Origin of the sequence: Pseudomonas thivervalensis (assembly GCF_001269655.1) — a bacterium.
GTDB classification, from domain to species: Bacteria; Pseudomonadota; Gammaproteobacteria; order Pseudomonadales; family Pseudomonadaceae; genus Aquipseudomonas; species Aquipseudomonas thivervalensis.
Genome location: NZ_LHVE01000017.1, coordinates 54,140 through 75,555, shown reverse-complemented (window position 1 = coordinate 75,555; position 21,416 = coordinate 54,140). Strand labels below are relative to the sequence as shown.

Annotated in this window: 14 protein-coding genes; all 14 read right to left on the bottom strand. The window is 62.9% G+C overall.

Annotated elements, in window-relative coordinates; all coding sequences use genetic code 11:
- Positions 1-16: 16 nt before the first annotated feature.
- A complete protein-coding gene (locus tag AD659_RS23410) occupies positions 17-2,803 on the bottom strand; it encodes a malto-oligosyltrehalose synthase (RefSeq protein WP_053125494.1) in 2,787 nt (928 codons plus the stop codon).
- On the bottom strand, positions 2,800-4,878 hold the full coding sequence (malQ, locus tag AD659_RS23405) for a 4-alpha-glucanotransferase (protein ID WP_053125493.1): 2,079 nt from the start codon (positions 4,876-4,878) through the stop codon (positions 2,800-2,802). The genes AD659_RS23410 and malQ overlap by 4 nt, the downstream gene beginning before the upstream one ends.
- Positions 4,875-6,677, bottom strand: a complete 1,803-nt coding sequence (gene treZ, locus AD659_RS23400; RefSeq protein WP_053125492.1) for a malto-oligosyltrehalose trehalohydrolase — start codon at positions 6,675-6,677, stop codon at positions 4,875-4,877. Before treZ ends, malQ begins: the two co-directional genes overlap by 4 nt.
- A 7-nt stretch (positions 6,678-6,684) precedes the next feature.
- Positions 6,685-8,256: a glycogen synthase GlgA gene (glgA, locus tag AD659_RS23395; RefSeq protein ID WP_053125491.1), complete on the bottom strand. Its 1,572-nt coding sequence runs from the start codon at positions 8,254-8,256 to the stop codon at positions 6,685-6,687.
- 628 nt (positions 8,257-8,884) lie between these two features.
- Positions 8,885-9,847 (bottom strand): D-2-hydroxyacid dehydrogenase family protein, encoded by a 963-nt coding sequence (locus tag AD659_RS23390; RefSeq protein WP_053125490.1) that lies wholly within the window; start codon positions 9,845-9,847, stop codon positions 8,885-8,887.
- A gap of 11 nt (positions 9,848-9,858) precedes the next feature.
- Positions 9,859-10,890, bottom strand: coding sequence for an alpha/beta fold hydrolase (locus tag AD659_RS23385; protein ID WP_053125489.1), 1,032 nt, complete (start codon positions 10,888-10,890; stop codon positions 9,859-9,861).
- A gap of 85 nt (positions 10,891-10,975) precedes the next feature.
- Positions 10,976-11,410, bottom strand: a complete 435-nt coding sequence (locus tag AD659_RS23380; RefSeq protein WP_053125488.1) for a YqaA family protein — start codon at positions 11,408-11,410, stop codon at positions 10,976-10,978.
- Positions 11,410-11,856: a DUF411 domain-containing protein gene (locus tag AD659_RS23375; RefSeq protein ID WP_053125487.1), complete on the bottom strand. Its 447-nt coding sequence runs from the start codon at positions 11,854-11,856 to the stop codon at positions 11,410-11,412. The genes AD659_RS23380 and AD659_RS23375 overlap by 1 nt, the downstream gene beginning before the upstream one ends.
- A gap of 263 nt (positions 11,857-12,119) precedes the next feature.
- Positions 12,120-14,114 (bottom strand): methyl-accepting chemotaxis protein, encoded by a 1,995-nt coding sequence (locus AD659_RS23370; protein WP_053125486.1) that lies wholly within the window; start codon positions 14,112-14,114, stop codon positions 12,120-12,122.
- Positions 14,115-14,217: 103 nt separating this feature from the next.
- Positions 14,218-15,162: a GNAT family N-acetyltransferase gene (locus AD659_RS23365; RefSeq protein ID WP_053125485.1), complete on the bottom strand. Its 945-nt coding sequence runs from the start codon at positions 15,160-15,162 to the stop codon at positions 14,218-14,220.
- Positions 15,159-16,433, bottom strand: a complete 1,275-nt coding sequence (locus AD659_RS23360; protein WP_053125484.1) for a phenylacetate--CoA ligase family protein — start codon at positions 16,431-16,433, stop codon at positions 15,159-15,161. Before AD659_RS23360 ends, AD659_RS23365 begins: the two co-directional genes overlap by 4 nt.
- Positions 16,434-16,486: 53 nt before the next feature.
- Complete coding sequence (locus AD659_RS23355) at positions 16,487-18,898, bottom strand: acyl-CoA reductase (RefSeq protein WP_053125483.1); 2,412 nt, start codon at positions 18,896-18,898, stop codon at positions 16,487-16,489.
- 1 nt (position 18,899) lies between these two features.
- A complete protein-coding gene (locus AD659_RS23350) occupies positions 18,900-20,024 on the bottom strand; it encodes a LuxE/PaaK family acyltransferase (RefSeq protein WP_053125482.1) in 1,125 nt (374 codons plus the stop codon).
- A gap of 3 nt (positions 20,025-20,027) precedes the next feature.
- Complete coding sequence (locus AD659_RS23345) at positions 20,028-21,287, bottom strand: MdfA family multidrug efflux MFS transporter (protein ID WP_053125481.1); 1,260 nt, start codon at positions 21,285-21,287, stop codon at positions 20,028-20,030.
- Between the last annotated feature and the right edge of the window lie 129 nt (positions 21,288-21,416).

Genomic DNA, 21,416 nt, shown 5'->3' with positions numbered 1-21,416 from the left:
GTGCTCCTGATTCAACTCAAGATTGGATAAAGACATTGACCGGGAAATTCCCCAGCACGGCGCTGATCAGCAGCTCCCTTTGGGGTGTGACTGTTGCGCTTGAAAAAAGTCCCTTCAGTTTTTCATCCTTGGCGGCGAACGGTAACGACACGCGGGTGTCGCCCCAATCCGACGCAGCCACCAGCGGCACGGCACTGTTTTCCAGCAAGTGCGCCGCCTGGACAGGTACGACAATGATCGCCCGTTGTTGCGAGTCCTCACGCATGAACGCCAGTACCCGATGGGCTTGCTCGCCGAGCACTTCCAACGGCTGGTAGCGGCCCTGGCGCCATAGCTGCGGATACTCCGCCCGCACGGCCAGTGTCCTGGCGATCAACGCCTGCTTGACCCGGCCATCACGCCAATCGCGTACCAGCGCGGCTGGGGTGTTGTCAGCGCGCATTGCCTCGCGGCGCGCCTGGAAATCCACCGGGCGGCGATTGTCCGGGTCCACCAGGCTGAAATCCCAGAACTCGTTGCCTTGGTACAGGTCCGGTACGCCGGGTACGGTCATGCGCAGCAAAGTTTGCGCCAGACTGTTGAGGGCGCCCGCCGGCGCCACCGCCTGGACAGCCTCGGCGATGGCGCTGCGCAAGGGCAGCCCCTCATCGCCCAGCAGCAGACGCTCGAGGAACATCTGGGTGGCTTGCTCATAGGCGTCGTTGACCGCCGCCCAACTGCTTTGCAGCTTGGCTTCGCGCAGGGCCTTGCGTTGCCATTGCCACAGGCGCTCGTTGTATTGGGCCAATGCCTTGTGGTCCTGGAGGTCGAGGTCCAGCGGCCAGCTTCCAGTCAGCGCCTGATACAGGATCAGCTCATCTCCGGTCGAAGGCGCCGCCGGGTCGCTGTGCAGCGAAGGCGAGAGGATGCGCCATTGCTCGACGCAGGCGGCGTACCAATCGGCGCGCTCGCTGAGCACGGCCAGCCGGGCGCGGGTGTCTTCGCCGCGCTTGTGGTCGTGGGTGGCGGTGGTGATCAGGTTGTCGGGAAAATGCTCGAGGCGTTCGAGACACGCGTGGTGGAACTCTTGCACCGGGGCGCTGAAACGCTCGGTGTTATAGCCGACGTCATTGCGCGACAACAGCACCGCCGAGCGATAGAGCGCGGTGTCCTCGACGGCCTTGGCGGCGGCTGGTGAGGTCAGTTGCTGGAAACGCACGCAGGCATGGCGCAGGCGTTTACGCTGGCTGCCGCGAGGGCGTTGCCGCCAGGGCATGCCACCGAGCCAGCGGGCCAGGCAATCGAGCACCGGCCAGTCGGCTTCGCTGAGGGTTTGCCGGGCGCCTTCCAAGGCCTGGTTGAAAAACACCTGGTCTTCGGCGGAGCGTCCTATCGGCGTGATGTAGGTGCGGTACACCGGGAAATGCACGATCAACTCCTGCAAGGCCCGCCGAATCGCGCCCAGGGTCAGGTCGCGGGTCATCACATCGTCCCGGGCCACTTGCAGCAAGGCCTGGGCGACACTTTCGAAGTCCCCGGCCAGGGAGCCATTGAGTATCTGTTGGCGGGCGAGGCGGGCTTCTTCGATGAAGTGTGCCGGTCGTTCGCTGTGCCGGCTCCAGAATTCCGCCAGAGGGGCGGCGCCGGCCGGATCATGCTGCAGCAGCGAGACCTGGTTCATGAACTCGTAACCGGTGCTGCCGTCGATGTTCCAGTCCCGCCGCAACGTCTCACCATCGCCGAGAATTTTTTCGACGAAAATCGGCAAATGCCGCGACGGCGACAGTGAATCAAGGCGTCTGCGTAATTTTCGGCAGTAACCGCGAGGGTCGGCCAGGCCGTCGATGTGATCGATGCGCAGCCCATCCACCAAGCCTTCGCCGATCAATTCGAAGATCTTGGCATGGGTGGCTTCGAACACCGCCGGACGCTCGACCCGCAGCCCGCCCAGTTCGTTGACATCGAAAAAACGCCGCCAGTTGATGTCATCCGCTGCGGTGCGCCAGCTGGCGAGCCGGTAGCTCTGGCGCTCCAGCAACTGATGCAGACGCTCGAAACCCTGAGGCTGGGTGGAGTCATAGCCAGCCAGGTTGTCCTCGATGGCGGCGAGGATGCCGGCGTGTGCCGCCAGGTCCTGCAACTCTGTTTGCAGGGGGCGGGCGAGGGTGTGGGCATCGGTCTGGTAGTTCAGCGTGGTGAAGCGCTCGGCCAGGGCCTTGAGCGATTCGGTCAGCTCGATGGGCAAGGTATCAGCAGGTTTGAGCAACTCGCCATAGTGCATCGGGCAAATGGGGAAGCGGTGCTCGTAGTGCTCGACGTAGAAGCTGCCGTGGGCGGCGTCGAAGCGCAGTTGCAGCGTGCCTTCCTGCAAGGCTACGCCGTAGTCGCTGCCCAGGAACGGCAGCAACAACTGGCCTTCCATCAGCGGGTCCGGGGAGTGCCACTGGATGTCGAAGAATTCACCGTAGGGGCTGAGCCGGCCCCATTCGAGCAGATCCAACCACCAAGGGTTGTCATTGCCGCCCACGGCCATGTGATTGGACACGATGTCGAGGATCAAGCCCATCTGATGTTCACGCAACGCTGCAACCAGGCGCCTGAGCGCCGTTTCGCCGCCCAACTCGGGGTTGACCAGGGTCGGGTCGACGACATCGTAGCCGTGCATGGATCCGGCCCGGGCCTTGAGCAGCGGCGAGGCATAGATGTGGCTGATGCCCAGCGCGGCGAAGTACGGCACCTGGGGCACCGCATCGTCCAGGGTAAAGCCTTTATGGAACTGCAGGCGCAACGTTGCCCGCAGGGGTTGGATCAACGTCTGTTTCATCGGTCACGCTCGTTCGCCTGAAGTCGCGCGCAGGCGAGTATTTCCAGACGCCGGGCGGCGTCCGGGTGATCCAGCAGCGCCTGGCTCGGCTGGGCCAGGCGGCGGCGCCAATTGGGATGGGTGTCGACGGTGCCGGGCAGGTTGGCCTGCTCCTCGATACCCAGCGCATCTTCGAGCGGTAGCAACACCAGCGGTGCGCGGGTGTGGCCAAGGAAGCGCACGCTGGCATCCAGCACCTGGTCAGTCTCGCGGTGTTCTTCGCGGAAGTTCTGCGGATCCTGGTTCAGCACCTGGCGCAGGCCCTCGCGCTCGCGCTCGCGGTGTTTGCGCCAGTCCATTTCGGTGTGGGAATCGATCAGGTCCAGCCGCGCGTTCCAATCGATGTCGTGACCGTGCCACCAGCCATTGAGCGTCGGCAAGTCGTGGGTGCTGGTGGTTGCCAGGGCGTTGTCCGGCCAATCGAGGATGGGCTTGAAGTGGGTGTTGTCCTGTTCGAACAACAGCACGCGCATGCCGAGGATCGAGCGGGCGCTGAGCTTCTCCCGCAGGCCATCCGGCACGGTGCCGAGGTCTTCGCCCAGCACGATGGCCTGGTGACGATGGGATTCCAGGGCCAGCAGGCGCAGCAGGTCGTCCACCGGGTAATACAGGTAGGCACCGTCGCAGGGTGGGACGTCGTTGGGGATCACCCAGAGACGTTGCAAGCCCATGACATGATCGATGCGCAAGCCGCCGGCATGGGCGAAGTTGGCCCGCAGCATCTCAATGAAGGCACGGAAGCCGTTGCGCACCAGGCCTTCCGGGGAAAACGCCGAGATGCCCCAGCCTTGGCCGGAGCGGTTGAGGATGTCCGGCGGCGCACCCACGGTCAGCGAGGCGAGCAGTTCGTCCTGCCGGCTCCAGGCCTGGCTGCCGCCGCCATCGGCGCCCACCGCGAGGTCGGCGATCAGGCCGATGCCCATGCCGCTGGACTTGGCGGCGCTCTGAGCGCGCTCCAGGCAGCGGGCAATCAACCATTGGCAAAACGCGTAGAAGCCGATCTCGTCAGCATTCTCTTCGGCAAAATGCGCCAGGGCCGCACTGCGTGGGTCACGCAGTTCTTCCGGCCACTGCCGCCAGTCGAGGCTTTCGCCCCGGGCCGCGCGTTCGGCCTGCAAGGCTTCGAAGCGGCAGTGGTTCTCCAGGGCTTCGCCGCTGCTGTGACGAAAACTGCTGAAGTCTTCATGCAGCGGGTGCGCGCCTTGGCTGAACCCGTCGTAAAGGGCACGGAGAATCTTCTGCTTGGCCTGGGCGGCGACCGGCCAATCGATCAGCGGCTGCTCTTCCAGGTTGCGCAGTTGATTGGTCAAGCCGGTGGCATCGATGGCGGTGCGCAGGGCACGTTCACCGAGGATCGTGCCGGGCGCGGCGTACAGGCTGTTGAGGAACAATCGGCTGGATGGCGAGTAGGGGCTGTAGCGTCCGGTGTCGCTGCTGAACATCGCGTGCATCGGGCTGATGGCAATGGCCTCGGCACCGCGCTCACCGGCCACACGCGCCAGTTCCTCCAAGGCCTGGGTGTCACCAAAACCACCGTCACCGGGGCGTCGTAGGGCATAGAGCTGCGCGCTCAGGCCCCAGGCCCGTGGCGTCGGATCGTCCACCGCGTCGGCCACGCTGTAGCAGCGGGCCGGCGCGACGGCCAGGGTGAAATGCTGGTCCTGGATATGGACGTGCTGGTAACCCACCGGGACCATCCCCGGCAGCCTGGCCTCGGCATCGAGGTTCAGGTGCAGTGTCGCGCCATCTTCGAGCTTGATTTCGCAGGGCGTCCCGGGCTCGAAGTAGCGGCTCAAGTCCAGGCTGGTCCCGACATCGGCGGTGATCAGCGGTGGCAGTTGATGGTTCTGTTGATCTTCCTGCAACTGCAGCAGGCTGGCGTCGATTTCCTGGGCGCTGCCGGCGGGGTGGCCCAAGCCGGTGAGGACCGAACGCAAGACCGCCGGCGAGACTTTCTGAGCCCGGCCATTGGCATCGATCCAATCCACCGCCAGGCCCGCTCGGCTGGCGAGGATTTCCAGTTGCGCATCGCTCATTGGCGCTCTCCAGTGATGTTGGGCAAGGTTGTCGCCTGCGTCAGACTGACCAGCGCGCTGTAGGGCGCGAGGAGGCCCTGTTGCAACAGACCCGCGGCCTGCTGTGGATGTTCGAAAAGAATGCGTGCTTCTTCCGGGGCGCGGTGTTCGACGGACTGATCACCGAGGTTCAGGTCGATGCGCAACACGCTGCCATCACCCAGTCGCCAGCGTGCGCTGACGGCGCCATGGCCCAGCACATCGGCCCCCAGGGCCTGGGTGCCGGGCAGGCGGGGGACGATTTCTTCACGACGGATCTTCAGCAGTTGGCGATACAGTGCCTCGCTGGCCTGCTGCTCCGGTCGTTGCGGTTCCAGGCTTGGGCGTGACGCCTCGAACGTGCTGGCCGCATTGGGGTCGGGAATCCGCTCGCGTTTCTGCGGATCGGCAAACGCGCTGAAGGCCTTGAACTCGTTGCGTCGGCCTTCGCGCACGAGTTCCGCCAGCTCGCCGTGGTGACTGGTGAAGAACAGGAACGGTTGTTCGGCGGCCACCTCATCGCCCATGAACAGCAGCGGGATCATCGGTGACAACAGCAACAATGCCGTGGCCGCTTGCAGGGCCTGGGGCTCGGCGAGTTGGTGCAGGCGTTCGCCCAGGGCACGGTTGCCGATCTGGTCATGGTTCTGCAGGAACAGCACGAACCCGCTCGGCGGCAGGTGACCACTGGGCTCGCCCCGGGATTCGCCGTGGCGATTGATGTGGCCCTGGAAAACGAAACCCTGGCTGAGACAGCGTGCCAGTTGCTCCGTCGGTTGCTCGGCATAGTCGGCGTAGTAGGCGTCGGTTTCGCCGGTCAGCAGTACGTGCAAGGCATTGTGGCCGTCGTCGTTCCACTGGGCGTCGTAGCCCTGTTCCAGCAGGCTGGCCTGGTTGTGTTCGTTCTCCACGGTCAGCCAGACATGCCGGACCGGGTCCACCTGCTCGCGCACCCTGGCCGCCAGCTCCTGGAGAAAGTCCGGGTCTTCGATGGCATGCACCGCGTCGAGCCGCAGGCCGTCGAAACGGTACTCCAGCAACCACATGAGCGCATTGTCGATGAAAAAGTCCCGCACTTCGCGGCGTCGGAAATCAATCGCCGCGCCCCAGGGGGTGTGCTTGTCTTCGCGGAAAAAGCCCTTGGCATAACGGTGCAGGTAATTGCCGTCGGGGCCGAAGTGGTTGTAGACCACATCCAGAATGACGCAAAGCCCATGGCCATGAGCGCTGTCGATCAGATGCTTGAGCTGTTCGGGTGTCCCATAGGAGGCCTGCGGTGCGTAGGGCAGGACCCCGTCATAGCCCCAGTTGCGATCACCGGGAAACTGCGCCAGTGGCATCAGTTCGATGGCGGTGACGCCGAGGCCGGCCAGGCGGGCCAACTGCTGTTCGACGTCGTTGAAGCCGCCCAGGGCGCCCACGTGCAACTCGTAGATCACGGCCTCGTGCCAGGGACGGCCGGACCATTGAGTGTGCCGCCAGGGGTAGGCATGGGGGTTGACCACCACGCTGTGGCGGTCGATGTCGCCGGCCTGGGCGCGGGAGGCCGGGTCCGGCACCTCCAGCTCGCCATCGATGTTATAGCGATAGCGGGTGCCGGCGGGGCAACGGGTCTGGATCATGAACCAGCCGTCGGCTTGGGGCAGCAGTGGTATTGAATCTCCAGTGTCGAGTTCGACACTGACAAAAAAGGCATCCGGGGCCCAGAGGGCGAAGCGGGTGTGCTCATCATCCAGCATCACCGCGCCGTGGGTCCATGTCTCAGGCGTCCTTGACGTCATTGTTACCTCATTGTCTGGCCGATTTTCCCAGTGACTTCGCCACCAGCTGTTCGTAGAGTTCGGCGTAGGGTTCCACGGCCTTGCACCAGTTGAACGGCGCCGACATGGCCCGGCAGCGCATGGCGTTGAGCAGGTCGGGGAACTCGAAGACCTTGAAGGCCCGGCTCAAGGCCTGTTTGTAGCTCTCCACGGTGGACTCATCGAACAGGAAACCGGTGATGCCATCTTCAATGGTGTCCGCCAGGCCTCCGGTATTACGCGCCACCGGCAGCGAGCCGAAACGTTGGGCGTACATCTGGCTCAAGCCGCAGGGCTCGTAGCGTGACGGCATCAGTAGGAAATCGCTGCCGGCGAACATCCGCCGGGCATCGGTTTCATTGAAGCCGATGCGTACACCGATGCGGCCCGGGAAGCGCAGCGCCAGTTCACGCATGGCTTGTTCTTCCTCCGGTTCGCCGCGGCCGATGATCGCAATCTGGCCGCCGGACTCGACAATGAACTCGGCGACGGCTTCGGTCAGGTCCAGGCCTTTCTGGTAGACCAGGCGCGACACCACGGCGAACAACGGGCCAGTGGAGTCGTCGAGGCCAAACAGTTCACGCACATGGCTCGCGTTGACGGCCTTGCCTTCCCAGTCGCCCATGGCGAACTGGCGGAACAGATGGCTATCGGTGGCCGAGTCCCAGCTTTCATCGATGCCGTTGGGAATGCCGCTGAGCAAGCCTTGTTGAGTCTTGGACGCGAGGAAGCCGTCGAGCCCGCAACCAAACGCCGGGGTCGTGATCTCCTGGGCGTAGGTGGCGCTGACGGTGGTGATATGGCTGGAATAGGCCATCCCGGCCTTGAGGAATGACAGCTTGCCGTAGAACTCCATGCCCTCCTGTTGCAACGCGTGTTCTGGAATGCCCAGTTCCGGGCAGGACGCCAGGCTAACCACGCCCTGGTACGCCAGGTTGTGGATGGTGAACAGGGTCGGGGTGCGTTGCCCGCGCCAGTGCATATAGGCCGGTGCCAGCCCGGCCGGCCAGTCATGGGCGTGGACCAGGTCCGGGCACCAGTGGATCTGCGCGAGGTTGGCGGCAATGTCGGCCGCGGCCAGGCCCAGGCGGGCGAAGCGAATATGGTTGTCGGGCCAGTCGCGACCGTTGTTGGCACCGTAGGGCGAGCCTTCGCGGGCAAACAGTTCCGGGCAGATCAGGACGTAGATCACCAAGCCGTCGGCCATGTCCATGCGCCCGATCTTGCAGGGCGGCAGCGCTGCGTGGCCGCCCAGTTCGCCGATGATGTGGATCGGATTGCCGCTGTTCATCACTTGCGGATAACCGGGGATCAGCACCCGGACATCATGTAGCCCGGCCATCGCACGGGGCAGTGCCGAGGACACATCACCCAGGCCACCAGTCTTGACCAGGTCGGCGATTTCCGAAGTGACGAACAGGATTTTCTTGCGATTGGGATTCTGTCGAACGACAGGGAGCAGTGCCTTGCCACCGGTGGCCAGCACCGGAGCCGTCGGCGATTCGGCTGCCGGCGGTAGTTGTGAACGGACTTGTTGTGGTTCCAAGGCAGCACTGATCATAAGTTTCTCCCATTTTCTCGATCTGTTTCCGGCAGGCGCCAGAGCTGTTGTTTCATTGGCCAAATCCTGCGGCCAGGCGCACAAGCGCTACGCAAGGAAAGCGAACGGCTACCCAAACGCGGCGAAGCGAATCAGCTGAAGGAGCTGTTGCAATGACCAGTGCAAGGACTGCACCAGTCGCTGTTGCCCTACCTCTAACCTGACCTGTCGCCGTTGCGAAAAGTTTCGACTTTTTTTCGTCTGGATGACCGGTCGGTTTTCCCCCCGGTTAGGCAGTCTAGGTCAGAACTTAGAGCGGTGCGGCTCGGTTCGTCGCATTGTCCGACAATCACGTTTTTTAGCGGCAATGTCTTACACGACGACAGGGAATACGCACCGACGAAGTGCACATTTCTGAAAAGAAAAATGTGTATGGGGGGAGGTCTGTTTCATCGGCGTGCGCGATGGAATGGCGCGGCGCACCATTGGAGGGCGGGTGGCATGGAGGCGTTTTAATGGCCAATAAAACACAGTGTCTCCTGTGGGAGCGAGCTTGCTCGCGATAGCGGTGTGCCAGTCACCAACCTTGCAACTGATCCGCCGCTATCGCGAGCAAGCTCGCTCCCACAAGGGAATAGTGATGCTCAGTTCAACCCGCCGACGTCAGCAACCGAATCGGCTTACCCGTCGCCCAGGCCAGCAGGTCCTCGATCATCAGGGAATAGAAGCGCTGGTAATTCTGTCGGCTGACGTAACCCACATGAGGCGTGGCCAGTACGTTATCCAGGGTTCGGAAGGGATGGGCGGGCGGCAAGGGTTCCTGGGCGAAGACGTCCAGGGCAGCGCCGGCGAGGCGCTTGTGCTGAAGGGCGTCGATCAGGGCACTTTCGTCGACGATCGGCCCGCGGGAGGTGTTGACCAGCAGCGCCTCGGGTTTCATCCAGGCCAGTGCCTGGGCGTCCACCAGCCCGCGGGTGCGTTCGCCAAGCACCAGGTGGATCGAGAGCACGTCGGCCTGTTCGAACAGTTCTTTTTTGCTGACATAGGTCACGCCCACGTCGGCGGCTCGCTCAGCGCTGAGGTTCTGGCTCCAGGCAATGACCCGCATGCCGAACACCTGGCCGAACTGCGCCACCCGTGTACCGATGCTGCCCAGGCCGAGAATCGCCAGTGTCTTGCCGTGCAAGTCACCGCCCAAGCCTTGCTGCCACAGACCGGCGCGCAGGGCATTGGCTTCCTGCACCAGGTTGCGGGTCAGGGCCATGATCAGCGCCCAGGTCAGTTCGGGCGTGGCATGCTTGTAGCTGTCGGTACCGCAGACCTGGATGCCCAGCTCGGCGGCGGCCTTCAGGTCCAGGGCGGCATTGCGCATACCGCCGGTGAGCAGCAGCTTGAGATTGGGCAGGCGGCGCAGCAGGCCTTCGTCGAATACGGTGCGTTCGCGCATCACGCAGATCACTTCGAAGCGCTGCAAGCGGTCGGCGAGGGTGTCGCGGTCGGCGGGGTAGTCGTGGAGAAACGTCACCTGGCCGACGCTGTCCAGCACCGACCAGTCCACCACACCACGTGCCACATCTTGCCAATCGTCTATGACTGCTATTTGCACCGCCATGGATCACCTCGTCAGGGAATGGGTTTGTCCAGCCAGCCGAGCAGGGCCTTGTGGAACCGATCCGGCTCTTCCATTTGCGGGGCATGCCCCAGATTGGGGAACTCCACCAGGGTCGAGCGCGGAATCAGCCCGGCCACCTGCTTGCCCAGCGCCTCGTAGTGGCCCAATTTGGCCTTGACCGCCGGCGGTGCAATGTCGCTGCCGATGGCGGTGGTGTCGGAGGTGCCGATCAACAGCAGGGTGGGCACGGTCAGGTCCTTGAACTCGTAATAGACCGGCTGGGTGAAGATCATGTCGTAGATCAGCGCCGAGTTCCACGCCACTTGCGTATGACCCGGACCCTTGTTCAAGCCGGCGAGCATGTCCACCCAACGGTCGAACTCAGGTTTCCAGCGGCCGGCGTAATAGGTCGTGCGCTCGTAATTGCGAATGCCCTCGGCGGTGATCTTCAGCTCACGGGCATACCATTGGTCCACGGTGCGGTAGGGCACGCCCAAGGCTTTCCAGTCTTCCAGGCCAATGGGGTTGACCATCGCCAGGCGTTCGACCTGATCGGAAAACTGCAACGCGTAGCGGGTGGCGAGCATGCCGCCGGTGGAATGGCCGAGGACGATGGTTTTCTGTACGCCAAGGGCCTTGAGCAATGCCTGGGTGTTGGTTGCCAATTGATGGAAGCTGTACTGATAGTGGTCTGGCTTGCTCGATGTGCAGAAGCCGATCTGGTCCGGCGCGATGACCCGGTAGCCGGCCTCGCTGAGGGCCTTGATCGTATCGCCCCAGGTGGCGGCGCAGAAATTCTTGCCGTGCATCAGCACCACGGTGCGGCCATTGACCTTGCCTTGGGCCGGCACGTCCATATAGCCCATCTGCAATGATGTGCCCTGGGACTGGAAGGCGAAGTGCTTGAGGGTGTAGGGATACTCGAAGCCTTCCAACTGTACGCCGTAGGCCGGGCCTTCTGGCGGATTGGCGGCCTGAGCAAGCAAGGGCAGGGCCGCGGTGAGGAACAGGCTGGGCAACCAGCGGGGGGTGGTTCGGGACATGGTCAATCTCCTTGTGGCCGCCGCCGATCCTGGCGCGACCCGATTATGGCGACATTAACCACAGGCAACCGAACGGCCCGAACGTTCAACCCATCCAGCCCAGCGTGGCCAGGGCGAGCACGCCGTAGCGCAAGCCCTTGGCCAGGGTCACGATCAGCAGGAAGCGCCGCCACGGCTCGCCCATCACGCCTGCTACCAGGGTTAGCGGATCGCCGATGATCGGCAGCCAACTGAGCAGCAGCGACCAGCGTCCGAAGCGCTGGTACTGCACGCGGGCCTTGTCCAGATGGGCCGGGCTGACCGGAAACCAGCGCCGATCCTTGAAGTGCTCCAGGCGCGTGCCCAACCACCAGTTCACCAGCGAACCCAGGACATTGCCGAGGGTGGCGACCCCCAGCAATAGCCAGGTTGCGTGGCGTTCGCTGAGCAACAGGCCGACCAGCAATGCTTCGGATTGCAGCGGCAGCAAGGTCGCCGCACCGAAAGCCGCCAGGAACAAGCCGATATAGGCTTCGCCCATCAGTGGGCCGGGTAATCCGCCACTACGGTTTGGGTCCCGTCTTTTTTCAGGCCGATCACTTGATACGCGTCGCTCATGCCGTCCATTTCCATGCCGGGCGAGCCCATGGGCATGCCTGGAGCGGCCACGCCGAGCAAGTCATCGCGCTTGCTCAATGCCAGTACCTGATCGGCGGGGACATGACCCTCGACGAATTTGCCGTTGATCTCGGCGGTGTGGCACGACCGCAGGTTCGGCGCCACGCCCAGGCGTTGCTTGACCGAGCTCATGTCGGCCTCGACGTGGTCGTTGACCTTGAAGCCGTTTTCTTGCAGATGAGAGATCCACTTCTTGCAGCAGCCGCAATTGGCATCGCGGTGCACATCGATGCTGATCGGTTCGGCGGCGTGGGCCAGGGTAGTCATGAACAGGGCGCTCAAGGCGAGCAGGTGCAGGGGATTGGCCATGAAGGAGGTCTCGTGTCGAACGGTTTGGAGGGAGGATAACAGAGTAGCGAGGGCGAGCTGACAGGGGGCTGAGGCGGGGATTACAGAATTGTCAGTTGAGAGTGCAATGCCGCTTTGTGGCGAGGGAGCTTGCTCCCGCTGGGCTGCGAATCAGCCCCAAGACAGCTTGCTCAATCAACCTGACACACCGAGGCGCAGGGCAAAGGGGCTGCTGCGCAGCCCAGCGGGAGCAAGCTCCCTCGCCACAGGTCTGTGCTTGGGGGCTAGCGCACCTTGAACCGCCCCATGATCGCATTCACCCGCGTGTTGGCTTCCAGCAGTTGCCGGGTATTGCTCTCGCTGGCCAGGCCGCTTTCCACCAGTTCCTCCACCATGTGGCGGATTTGCACCATGCTGCGATTGATCTCCTCGGTCACCGCGCTCTGTTGCTCGGCGGCCGTGGCGATCTGCGTGCTCAGGCTGTTGATCTGGCTGACGGAGCCGGCCATTTCGTCCAGGCCCGAGTTCACCCGTGACGTCGCATCGGCGGCCGACTGGCAACTGGCTTGGGTATTTTCCATGGCCGAGACCGACGAACTCACGCCTTGGGTCAGGCGGGTCAGCATTTCGTTGATTTCCGAGGTGCTGGCCTGGGTGCGGGCGGCGAGGGCGCGGACTTCGTCGGCCACCACGGCAAAGCCACGGCCTTGCTCGCCGGCCCGGGCGGCTTCAATGGCGGCGTTGAGGGCCAGCAGGTTGGTCTGCCCGGCGATGGCGCCGATCACACCCAGGATTTCGGTGATGCGCTGGGCGTCCTGTTGCATGCTCTCGACCTTGCGGGTGGCGCTGGCCACTTCATCGATCAACGCCACCACACTGTTGGAGGCCTCGCCGACCACCACGCGGGAGCGGTCGGCATGCTCGTTGGCGCGTTGGGTGAACGCGGCGGTCTCGGCGGCATTTTGCGCGACGCTTTCAGCGGTGGAACTCATCTGGGTGATGGCCGTCACGGTCTGGTCGGTTTCCGAGGCGTGGCGCATCAGGATTTCGCTGGTGTGGGCCGAGGTCCGCTGCAGATCACCCAGGCTCGACGCCATGGCGCCGGTGGCCTGGGTGACTTCACCGATCATGCCTTGCAAGTAGGCAATGAAACGGTTGACCGAATGACCAATCGCCCCCAGTTCATCCTCGGCCCGGATGGTGATGCGCCGCGTCAGGTCGGCATCGCCGGTGGACAAGGCGTCGATATTGCCCTTGAGGATCTTCATGCGCTGGGTCAATTGACGAATGGCGTAAAGCTGCATCAAGACCAGCAGAATCACCATCGGGATCTGCAACAGGCTCAGCGTGTTCAGGACATCGTCGCGTTGGGCCGTGATCAGCCGGGTCGGCAACGCCGTGGCCAGGAACCACGGCGAACCTTCGATAGGGCGCATGAAGAAGGTGCTGGCCTCGCCCTTGTTGTCGAATTCGACCCGTTGCAGCGGCTGGTCGCGCTTGTCCAGGCCAGCCTTGACCTGGGTGGCGAATGGCGAAGTGGCCGCCAGTTCGCTGATGTTCTTCAGTACGATCGGCCCGCTGATGCGCGAACTGTTGCTGATGATCTTGCCGTCGCCTTCGACGATCAGCATCTCGGCGCTCAGGTCGGCTTCCTTGCGTGCCACCAGGTCATTGAAGAAGCCCAGGGTCACGTCAATGGTGGAGACGCCGTAAGGCACACCGTTTTTCTGAATGGCCATGGCGCAGTTGGTGCGTGGCTCGGCGCTGGCGTCGTCTTTATAGGCCGCGGCCCAGGCGCATTTGCCAGGCGGGGTGGCCATGCCGCCCTTGTGCCAGGGTTGTTCGTAATAGTTGGGCGCGGCGTCGCTGTTCCAGAACGTATTGACCGTCAGTTTGCCGGACGCGTCGCGGTGCCAGAACGTGCTGAATTTGCTGCGCCCCTCGGCGCGCTGGTTGGGCAATGGCCAGATCCCGCCGCCGAAGACTTTCAACTCACCGTATTGGTCCACCAGCCCCGGCAACACTTTGTCGATGGCATCGCTGTCGAGCAACGGGATGGTCTGGGTGATGCTGCGTTGCTGCGCCTGCACCTTGTTCAGTTCGCCCTGGATCTGCTCGGCGACTTCGGCGATGCGGTTCAATGCCACTTGTTCCTCGGTGAAGCGCAGCTTGGGTGCGACCAGATAACTGATGCCAACGACAGTCAGGATGGACAACACCAGCATGAACAGAACCAGAAACAAGGTGTAGCGGGCCTGAATGGTGCGCAATGAGGGCATGGGTATTCCTTGCACGGAGGCGTCTTTCGGAAGCAAATGGGATGAGCGTTCCAATTTGTGTCGGCTTCCTGGCCGAGAGCTTGAATGCCGCAGACCCCTTTCGTCAGGCGGCCGAGCTGGCCTGCGTGTCTTTCCAGGCTTGGGCGCGTGCCTGCCAGTCATCGTGGAGCCGTTGCATGGGGGCGGAATGCAGGCTGAGCCTGCTCGGCTGTGCAACCCGGTGGAAAAGCGCCTGCCAATCTTGTGCGGTGTCGATGGGCATTATCCCAGTGAAGAAGAACCCGGCGGTCATCAGCAGGCGACAGTCCGTGTTGAAGTGCCGACCGAGTCCGAGCCGCACCGAGAGTGGCCAGTGGACCGGCAGGCGTCGCAACTGCTCGACGAGGCCGGCGTCTACGCGCTCTGCCACGATGTCGACTCGTCCGGGCAGATGGCTGATCCGCAAGGGTTGAACCCCTGCCGGGCTTTCATCAATGCGTGTCCCGAATTGGGACGCCAGCGGCGCCATCAGCCATTGGTACTGCGCGGGCCATTGGCGCTCCGACAGAGGTCGAAGGTGGCCGCTGACGATCTGACAGCCGATCACAATGGTTTCGGCCTGGTCCATTGCGAACGGCGAGGGCACGAAGTCGGGTAGCAAACCGACGTCGTGAAAGCCAAGCCGTTGGGCCAGCCGTTGGCTGTAGGGATGGCTGGTGACTTGTTTGATCGACAGCCTGGCGAGCCCAAGCGCCTGGCTGCCGTCCACCAGTTGTCGGCCCAGTCGCGAGGCGATTTGTCGGCCTTGTAGCTCGGGATCCACCGCAACCAGCGCCAGCTCAGCGTCTTGCGCGACCGGCCCGTGGCGGCACAGCGCGGCATGACCGACCACGCGGCCGTCTGTTACGGCGACCCACGAATGCCACCGGCCCAGCAGGTTGTGCTGGCAAATCACCTGCGGCATGTAGACGTCGGGCGAGACGTAGTGATCGCCATACACCCGGCGGAACAGCTCGCAGGTGCTGACACTGTCCGTCGACCTGAACGGTCTGATAACGAAATTGCTCATCGGACGCACCCCGGTGCCAGGGGACCGTAGACCCGACGATCCACTATCGACAGGTGCTTGCCGGAACGGGGGTGGCGTTCCAACTCCCCTGCGTGGCAGGCCCGGACGTCCAGGTGGAGGTGATCCAGCCCTGGGTATTGCTCAATCAAGGCGGCCCTCAGCGCATGGGATCGAGTTTGGCCAGCGTGCGCCGGTGCGTCGGATACCCACTTGAGCGACACTCGGTCATTGCCCTGGATGTGCTCGATGAGTAATTGCCACTGCACACCGCCGCTCACGCGCCGGGTGATCTCGCCGATCTCTTCGGGAAACAGCGACAATACGCCAACCCGTACGCGACGGCTTTCAGCACTGCGCCCTTGAAGGGCGAACTTGCGCTGGGGGGTGCCGGCAGGCTCGCACCAGCTGGCCCGGTCTCCCACCGGGTATCGGACAATCGGCATCAGGGTCCGGGTGAAGTTCGTCACCACCAGGTTACCCGTCTGACCACATGCCTCGATCGCCTCGCCGCTCAGCTCGTCGAGGATCTCCACACGCGTCTGTTCATCAAACACCCGGTGCTCGCCCAAGCCGCAGTCCGGTGTGCTGGCACCCACCAGGCCGGCATCGACGCTGGCGTATCCGATTGACGCGAAGCGAGCATTCGGCAGGGCGCGCTTGAGTGTCGGTAGCTGGCTTTCGAAAAGGTTTTCGCCGCCAAACAGCACGGTGGTGACTTGTGGCAGCATCCGCCCCTGGGCATTCACATGGCTGGCGAAGGCCAATAAATGCGCAGGTACGCCTACCAGCACGTTGATGCGGTGTTCGACGATTGCGCCGGCCAACACGTTGAAGTCCACCGACCCGGAAAAGGGGAATTCGGTAATGGCGGCCTCTACGCAGCAAAGCGCGCCGTGGATAAACAGGAAGCTGGCATACAAGTCTCCCGAAAAGAACAGATTGGCGATCCGATCCCCAGCGCACAGTTGGGCGGACAGGCTGCGTCCAAAGCATTCGAGCATCAACTGCCATTCCGCGTGGGTGTACACCGACAGTTTGCCTTGGCTGGTCGTACCGCCGGTTTTAAAAACCAGTGCATCCCTGACTTCGGCGGTCAGCACCTGCCAGTTATCCAGGTCGTGGCTGCCTCGCCAAAATTCACTGACATCCACAATCGGTAACTGATCGAAATCCCATCCCTGGTCAGGCAAATGGCTGAGTTGCCCTTTATAAAATGTCGAATACGTGCGGATGTGGTTGAACCATGGCTCGTAGGGGAAAGAAGCGTTCATCAGGATTTTCTCAAGGCTTGAAGGTCTGCTTGGCGAATGGCGGGTGAACTCAACTAACCGGGCATCCTGCGGTCGATCACCTGCGGGACTTTGCCGCTGTGTTTGGTACGTTCGAAACGCTCGACCGGACAGTTCTGGACTTCCACGACCAACAACGCGGCATTGATGGACGCGCGTAGCGGCGCCATTTCCAGCACATTGCTTCGTACCGTTTCGGCGTCGCCATCGGTGCGGATCAGTAAACGCTCGCAACCACTGCGTTCACGGTCGAGCACGATCTGGATGGCCGCCTGCGCCCGCTCGGCCAGTTCGCCGGTATTGATGAAATGCGTAGCGATGCGCACCACGCGACCGTGGCGCTCACGCAGTTCGAATCTCGGCGACTCCAGGCCACACATGCACGGGCCGGAGACCCAGCGGCCGAGATCGCCGACCTCATATCGCTGCAGAGGGCGCGCCTGGCGAATGCGGGAGCTGAACAGCAGGCGTCCGGTTTCCCCCGGACCGACAGGTGTGTCCTGTTCCACATGGACGATCTCCAGAGATTGGATGTTATCCATCAGGTGGAACACGCCGTCGTCGCTGCCGATGCAGGCATGGCCGAGCGGGCCTGCGTCCACCGTGCCGTAGATGGCCGAGCGAATGCAGGTGGCACCGCATTGCTGGAATAATGTGCGGCTGTCTGGCCCCAGGTGCTCGCCGCCAAGCATGATCTTGCGAACGCCACGGTAATCTTGGAGCGCTGCACGCTGGGAAGAGAAGAGTCGTTGCAAGGTACTCGGCATGCCGATAAGCGTGTTGATCCGGTGAGCGACGATCAGTTGGGCGATTTCCTCGAAGTTGTCGTCCGGTGGCCCACCCATCGGGTAATGCACAACGTTCATCTGTTCCAGAATTTTGGTGAAACTCAGGAACCCGCCATACAGGCTGCCGCCATAAAACAGGTTCATGACCCGATCCTGTGCGGGGTCAAGGCCCGCCGCGCGCAGCCCGTCGGCGGCGGCGCGCATGTGGCGATCGAAATCGCGATGCGTGTAGGGGGACAGCACGGGGGCGCCGCTGCTGCCACCCGAGCGGAAGAGCAGTTGTGCCTGAGGGGCTGGGGGCAGGGCGAGGAACGCGGCCTTGTCCATGATCGGTGTCGAGGCGTCATGGGATAAAACCGGCGCAGGTGCATCCAGCGCCACGCGATGGCGCGCTGCATCAGGCTCAAGGCCGACCGATACCCGACGACTCAGTCGCTGGAGCGCGTATACGCCATCGTGGGGTTCGCCGTCATAGCCCTGCTGGATCTGCGCAGTGGACGCCACGCGGGAAACGCCAGCGCCGATCAGGCGGCGCGCCAGTGCCGGTGCCCGTTCCGGCTCACAGATAAGCGCGCAACTCTGCAGCACGTTCCGCCATGGCAGCAGGGTTTCAGCGAGCATCGCTTCGGGTACTGGCCGTAGCAAGAGCGTGCGAAACAGCGGGGAGGGTTGCAGTGTGCGATGGTGTTCCCAGAGGATGCGCCAATCGCTGCCCGCCCAGACCTGGCCGATTTTCTTGGCGAAACTGTAATCCAGGCGGGCCAACGCCGTCCGGGTCGTGATCTCGCAGGCTTCAGCGGCAGTGGGTTCCAAGATGGGCCAATGTCCGGTCCGGCGTTCGAACGCGGCGGCCAAATCGCTGCCCAATGCTTGTATCTGCGCAGGCTCATCGCTGTCCACCAGTAACCATTGCGGGCTGGAACAGGCCTGTTGATCGAGGCGGCAGACCTCATCAACCAGAGCATCCAGCGCCTGCGCGCTGGCCGCGAGCGGCGTGATATAGGCGAAGCTGATCCTATGGCCCCAATCGATCCAGCGACAGCCACTCGGAAGCTGCTCACGCAACGCCTTCAAGGCCGTCTCGCCGCCCCAGGCGCTGACGCCGTGGGCCAACGCAAAGAGACGACCGATCTCCCGCGAGGGCACGGGCAGTACCGCCAGATAATCGCGCAAGCGGCCGCTCGGATCGCACCCCACGAACGCCGCCAGCAACCGGGCCGTAAGGTCGCCATCACGGGAGCTGGGGCGCAGCCAGTTCACATTACCTGCCAGCAGGCCTTCCAGCGCGGCGCAGAATCCCAGCAACGGTGAGTTGCCCGGCGTCACATGCACCACCAGACCCAGGGGCTGCCAGCTTTCGAACGCGCCACCGCCGTAGTCGATGCGTCGCAGCGAGCGCGCGTCGGTGCCCAGTTCCCGCTCCAGTTTGAACTCCAACCGCTGACGTTCGCAAAAGGCAACCAGGGCTTGGCGCTGATCCTCATCGAGCAGTGGATCCGGGGCTGCCGTACGCAGCCAGCGCACGAACGCGTCCGCGCAGTCGAGCACCTCTTCGCTGCGAAGCGGGGCTTGCAGCAGGACGGGCAGTTGCGCTTGAAGGTGTTCAAGTGCGGCATCGAGCGTCAGCTCGACGTTGAGGTGGCCATTGATGAGGTACATGTCAGTTTTCCTTGATCAATTCGGCAGCCGCCATGGCGCAGCTTCGACTGGCACTGGTGCCGGCACGGCCGTGCAGTTCGAACCACTGGGTGGGCAGGCCGCACTCGCAGTTGGCCGGATGCAGGGTCGCCAGATCGCTCATCACCACGACGTGCGCGGGGCTTGACGAGATGTAGGGCGAGACGAATGACAGCAATCCCGGCTCGCCAAACGGCTGGACGCTGAAGTTCGAGGGGTGACGCACGAAGACTTTCGAATAGACCGGTACGTGGAATCGATGGTGGGCGCATTCGACGTAAGGCACCGCGTGTTCGACCGCCCCATAGCCGTCGCGGCAACGTTGGGCGTCGATGCCCAACTGCCGGGTGATGCGCGCGTAGACCTGATGGCGAGGGATTTCCTGGGCCGCCTGTTTCTTCCAGCCGCCCCCCAGGAAGACCAGTGACCCGGGGGCCAGTGTCAGGTCATCTACATCGGTTTCGCGCATGCGTTCGAGGACGTGCCACAGCAGCGCCGGAAAGCCGAAGATTCTCACCGGGAGCCCTTCTTCGGCAAACGACTGCAGGGCATTGATGACGCCAAAGACGTCGAAGTCGTGGCCTTTCCCGGTGCGTCGCAGCGCATAGGCGACACGTTTGGCGGGGGCGAAGCGACACAGAAACTGATCGGTATACGCTGTGCCGAGCCGATTGACGGCTTCGGGTTCATGGCTCAAGAGCAGGTAGTTGCACGGCTCATGGGTAGACCAGCCGTAGTGCTCGAAGATGTTCGCGACCATGCCCTGGGCCGCTGCCATGCTGCGCTCGTCATAGCACATGCGACTTTTCTGCCCGCTGGTTCCCGAGGAGGTGAGCTCCAGCGCGCCTTCGGCGGTGGGGCTGAGGAGCATTCTCTGCTTGAAATAGCTGGCGTAGATCGGTGGCAGGCGCGACCAGTCCGTCAGGTGTTCCAGGTCATCGACCGAGAGTCCATTGGCGTTGAGCCAGTCTCGATAACCGGGGGTGTGATGACTGTGGAACAGGCTGATCTCAGCCATGGCTTTGTCGAACAGGCCCGCAGGCACCGAATCGCAGTCATACGGTCGGGGCAATGCGCACAGTGCATCAGCGTAGGGAAAATCGATCATCAGCTATTCCTCTGCGACGGCGAACTCAGGCGTGGGCAACGGCTGCGACCTGAACAGGCGCAATGGCAAAAGACAGCAGACCCCGGCGATGCCGACCATCAACGCGAAGGACTCAAGGCTTTCCCCGGCCCCCAGCAGTGCCAGTAGCGAGCCCGCCACGCTCATGACGGCGATGGAAATCATCCCGACCATGGCCGAGACCAGCCCTTTGCTGTCCTCGCTGGCGAACAGGGCCAGCCGATACAGTGCGGCGTTGCCCATGCCGAGCCCGATCGCATAGACCGACAGGGCACCGATCAACACGGACAACGAAAGGCTGAACTGGCTGGCAATGACCAATGTGATCAGGCCGGTGCTGAAGGGCCACAGGCTGTAGCCGACCACCCGGTGTACGCCGACCCGTTCGACCAAGGCGTTCAACAGCAGATTGCCGAGGATCACCGCAGAGAAAACCGGAATCTGCCAGGCGCCGTACAACAATGGAGACAGGCCCTGGCCTTGGATCAACAGCAATGGAGACAGACCGATCCAGGCAATGAGCGGCAGACTCATCAAGCCCAGCGCGACGCTGGCCGCCATGAACCCCGAATGGCCCAGCAGAGCGCCGTATCGCCGGACAAGGGAACGCATGTCGAGTGGCTCGACGGTCTGCGCTTTACCGAGGACATGAGCCGCCGCACCGATGTTTCGCGGCATGAAGCCCCATAAGGCCAGCCAGCTCACTGTCCCGAGGCCGGCCAGCAACATGAACAGTTCGCGCCAGGACAGCCATTGCAACAACAACCCGCCCGCCAAAGGCCCCAACAGAGGAGAGAGAAGGGCCACGTTGCCCAATAACGCCATGACTTTCACGGCAGTGGATTCGCAAAAGACCTCTTGTATCGCGGGATAGCTGACGGCAATCACAAAGCCCAGCCCCATCCCCTGGATCAAGCGCAACCCGTTGAAGCCATGCATGCTGGTGACCTGGGTGATTGCCGCGCAGGCCAACGCGAACCCGGCACACCCGACCAGCATGAACGGACGCCGTCCATAACGATCCGACAACGGACCGATCAACCACGGCAACATGACCCCGCCCAACAGGTACAAGTTAAATGCGTAGGGGATCTGATCCGCAGGCGCATCCAGGTCCTGGGTCACCTTGAGCATGGCGGGCATGACCAGGTCGCTGGCCAGGTAGGTCAGGCATTCGAAGAGGGCGATCGCCAGGCAGAAGCCTGTCAGGCGGATGGGTGAAGAACGGGGCGGCTGATTATGCATAGGGTCCCAACGTTGGTTTCCGAAAGAAGAAATTCACTTCTTTTTCGAGAATACGTTGGCGACTCCTACGGTCGTAAGGCGCCTTTTCCTTCAATGAGTAGTGGAAAACGGACCTGCGCTTGTGGGACG